The 3666-nt window shown below is 48.9% G+C and carries 4 protein-coding genes; all 4 read left to right on the forward strand.

Annotated elements, in window-relative coordinates; translation table 11 throughout:
• The first annotated feature begins 819 nt into the window (after positions 1-819).
• The 4 genes from H6F67_RS26500 to H6F67_RS26515 all read left to right on the forward strand — a co-directional run bounded on the left by H6F67_RS26500 (position 820) and on the right by H6F67_RS26515 (position 3577).
• Positions 820-1056 carry a hypothetical protein gene (locus tag H6F67_RS26500; protein WP_190769662.1) on the forward strand — a complete coding sequence of 79 codons (237 nt, stop codon included), beginning with the start codon at positions 820-822 and terminating at the stop codon, positions 1054-1056.
• 146 nt (positions 1057-1202) lie between these two features.
• Positions 1203-1448, forward strand: coding sequence for a hypothetical protein (locus tag H6F67_RS26505; RefSeq protein ID WP_190769663.1), 246 nt, complete (start codon positions 1203-1205; stop codon positions 1446-1448).
• Positions 1449-1483: 35 nt separating this feature from the next.
• On the forward strand, positions 1484-2569 hold the full coding sequence (locus H6F67_RS27975) for a hypothetical protein (protein WP_242020816.1): 1086 nt from the start codon (positions 1484-1486) through the stop codon (positions 2567-2569).
• Positions 2570-2872: 303 nt separating this feature from the next.
• A complete protein-coding gene (locus tag H6F67_RS26515; protein WP_206753947.1) occupies positions 2873-3577 on the forward strand; it encodes an META domain-containing protein in 705 nt (234 codons plus the stop codon).
• Positions 3578-3666: the final 89 nt, after the last annotated feature.

The following is a 3666-nucleotide window of genomic DNA, read 5'->3' on the forward strand; positions in this document are numbered from 1 at the left end:
AAGATTTGGGTCGGTCAAGTTTCTGTTTCAATTAGTCACACATTGTCAAACCTTTGCTTTTGCCAAAGCATTTATGTACGGCTACTGTTCATCTCCTATTTAGGATTGCTGTAGCAGCATTCTAGTGAATGCTGCTACACGGTGTTTAACCTGGTTTAGAGTAACCCTGTTTTCTGTTTGTTTCCCTGTGATGCTCAAGTTCAGTCATTTGGGTTTCACTGGCAAAGTTTCCTGTTCAAGATTCGACTTGATGCTGTAAGGCACTGACTTACAGCGTGAACACACCATCACTCTTGATTATCTGTCGTGGCGATCGCTATTTCGTCTGCACGGATAGATTGCCAATGTTCTGTCTAATTCTCAATTAATTCGTTTACTTCCCGCCGCTCAGCAGGACTTCCTTGCTTTGCGATGAGAAATAGTATGCTGCCTAACTTTTTTAGGCTTGCTGTTTGAATCTGACTGATTTCATTGATTTAGAGTAAGTACGCTTGCCGCACTGTTTCACGCAGTGGATTTATTTTTTGCTGGTCAAAATTCCAAAACAAATCTATTGCTAACTCTGAGGTTAATTTAATGAAAACCAGGTAAAAATTAAAAACTTAAAGTATTAATTGATGACTGAAAGCTCACCGCATCAGGGCTTTCAGGCGATTTTTGCATTGTATGTTAGCAAGAAATCTAATTATTAAAAATTGAATAAAACACGACAAAAAATTTAGTTTTAGGCCTTTACTTTCTGGGGAGTTGTAGTTAGTATTATTCATGTAAACCAAATTTAAGTGTTTACATCAAACCACTCGAAAAGGATTTCAAGTCATGGCTGACCGACAAAACGGTTACATCATTCCTTCTGATATCAACTCGCTGAGCTTCGATAGCTTTGGCCGCGATGCTCGTCGTGATGTTGTTTGTCTTGCTCCGATTCGCACAATGATCCGTCGCGAAGAAGAAATTATCCTGGTTCGTAAGGTTCGCAAGGTTGAAGAAGTCGATGCTGGCTTGTCCTGCCCTGTGACCAGCGACACGCTGTCGAGCAATCCTTTTGTTCAGTAGATCGCATTGATTGAAGATCGCTAGCTAGGCGTTGCTAGAAGCATTCTGAGCAGTTTTTCAATGCTCGATCGTTGCCTCTTAGCAACGCTAGCTTTTGCGCGAATTTAACTTGTTTAACGATCCAGCTTTTGCGACTGCAAGTCTCTATGTCTTCTATTGATATCGCCGCCTTAAGTTTTGACAGCTTTGCCCGCAACCCTGAACGGGATGTTGTTTGTCTTGCTCCAATTCGCACGATGATTCGCCGCGAGGAAGAGTTAGTTTTGATTCGCAAGGTTCGCAAGGTTGAAGAAGTCGATGCGCCTCTAGCCTGTCCTGTAACCAGCGACACTTTAGCCAACAATTCGATCGCTGCCCCTGCCCCCCAGCCTGCTTACGCTCAGCAGAACTAGCTTGCTGAAGCTTCGACTTTCATTGGAGAAGTACCATGAGCGAACAACAAAACGGTTACATCATTCCTGCCGACATCAATTCGCTGAGTTTCGATAGCTTTGGTCGCGATCCTGAGAGGGATGTCGTTTGTCTTGCTCCGATTCGCACGATGATTCGCCGCGAAGAGGAAATTGTTCTGATTCGCAAGGTTCGTAAGGTTGAAGAAATTGAAGAAGGCGTCTCTTGTCCGGTGACAAGTCAAACGCTGTCGTCTGGCTTTACGGCTCAGGTGGCGACCGCACCGACCGCGCCGCAAACCGAAGATGAGTCGCGATCGGAAGGTTGGTATGAGTCTTTTCAGCCTGCTGAGCAGCAAAGCAGCGTGAGCGAGTTCACCGTTCACAGCCGCTACAACTGCTTCTTGCTCGATACAGACTCGATGCGTCGGCTGCAAGAGGAGGTTTCGGCCTCGAAGCTGCTGCAACCTGGAACCTACACGATTCGCCTCAAGAGCGGCACGTTTGACTATCGCGCCTCGTCGGGTCATCCGGGTGAGCCGATCGTGCTGCTGTGGCTGTATGGCGGTAAGGTCGTCAACCACAAGACGAATGTGGAAGTGCGATCGACCTGGTCGTCCTTGAACGGCTATGGTGACATGTTGACGATCGACGTGGTGGAGCCGACGACGCTTTGCGGCTTCTTTTTCGACACCTACCTTGACGACAACGAGGGCGAAGTGGCGATCGAAGTGGATGGAGCGGAGTTTGCGGAACTGGTTGTTCACAGCCAGCGCAACTGCTACTACATCGATCCAGAGTCGATGGTGCGGCTGGAGCAAACGGCGGTTTCAAAGTCGCTGCAAGCTGGCAGCTATGTTCTCAAGATCAAGAGTGGCACATTTGGCTATCGCACAGACACGGGCACTCAGGGTGAACCGATCGTGCTGCTGTGGATTTACGGTGGCAAGGTGATGAACCATGATACAGGTGTGGAAACCGGAGCAACTTGGGTTTCGCTCAACGGCTACGATGACACGCTGATGCTGGATGTGCAAGAGTCTGCGACGCTCTGCGCCTTTTTCTATGACACTTACCTTGAAGACAACGAAGGTGAAGTGACGCTCTCCTTGGAGCAACTTTAGGAATCGTTTTAAGACGACCTTAACTCCTCTGTTCCAATCCCTGCCTGTTGCAGGCAGGGATTTCTTCTCCAGCAAATCTCACTCGATCGTGACAAGCGCGAAGTCAGGTGTTGCATCAAAACTCTATTTCATTTTCTGAAACGTTTCGCTAGGCGCAATTTTTGAATTTTATGCTTAGAAAGTAATAAACTGCGCTAGCTCAGCGATCGATTGCTTCACCCGTGATTCGATCGGCTTGAGGCGCAATTTCTGTTTGGGTAACTTACGGTTATGACTGTGAAAGTAAGAATGCTTTTTTCTTTGATGTTGAGTGCCGGTTTGAGCGCGGCGGGCTTCAATGTTGCGATCGCTTCCCAACCTGTGCAGCCCAGCGCGATCGCTCAGGCCACCAGCGTACCGAGGACAAGCATGATTGACCAGTTGGCAGATACCGAATGGCTGCTGGAAGATTTGGCAGGGGCGGGCGTAATTGATAACGTTCAAACTACGCTGCGCTTTGATGGCACGACTGGCATTTCAGGTCGGGGAGCCTGCAATCGCTATCGGGCTGGCATTCGATCGGAGGGCGGTGAAAGCTTGACGGTCAGTGCGGTGGCTGCGACGAGAATGGCGTGCGCGCCTGCTGTGATGAATCAGGAAACTCGCTATTTTGAAGCGCTGCAAACGGCTCAGCGTGTGACGCTTGACGGTGAAAATCTGCTGATCTTTGCTGAGGGTAATGATGCGCCCCTGCGCTTTACTCGCCTGAACGTCACCAGCACTCCAGCACCGGGAACAGGCGCAGGAACGGGCACGAGCACGAGCGGCAATGCAGGCGAGATGCAAACGCTGGTATTTTTTGAAGGCCGCAGAAATGTGGTGCGGGTGTTTGTTCTGGATGGGCAAACGCGGATGAATGTTTATGACAAACAAGATCGCGTCACCTGGATTAGAGGGGTTGAGGCTGATGTGCGCCAAACGCGAGAGGGAACGGTTTACACCAATGGGTACATCCCACTTTTGCAGTGAGTAATAGTGCTTAGAGAGCAGGTTGAGAAGACTCGATTATGCTAGAGAGAACTCCTAAAATTGCTCAAGGATGCTGACGATGGATGCCG

It is taken from the genome of Microcoleus sp. FACHB-1515, from assembly GCF_014696105.1.
In the GTDB taxonomy this organism is placed as follows: Bacteria; Cyanobacteriota; Cyanobacteriia; order Elainellales; family Elainellaceae; genus JAAUTJ01.

What these genes read in the sequence shown, in the direction of transcription:
- H6F67_RS26505 (WP_190769663.1), top strand. Translation starts at nt 1,203, where the DNA reads ATGTCTTCTATTGATATCGCCGCCTTAAGTTTTGACAGCTTTGCCCGC.
- H6F67_RS27975 (WP_242020816.1), top strand. Translation starts at nt 1,484, where the DNA reads ATGAGCGAACAACAAAACGGTTACATCATTCCTGCCGACATCAATTCG.
- H6F67_RS26500 (WP_190769662.1), top strand. Translation starts at nt 820, where the DNA reads ATGGCTGACCGACAAAACGGTTACATCATTCCTTCTGATATCAACTCG.
- H6F67_RS26515 (WP_206753947.1), top strand. Translation starts at nt 2,873, where the DNA reads ATGTTGAGTGCCGGTTTGAGCGCGGCGGGCTTCAATGTTGCGATCGCT.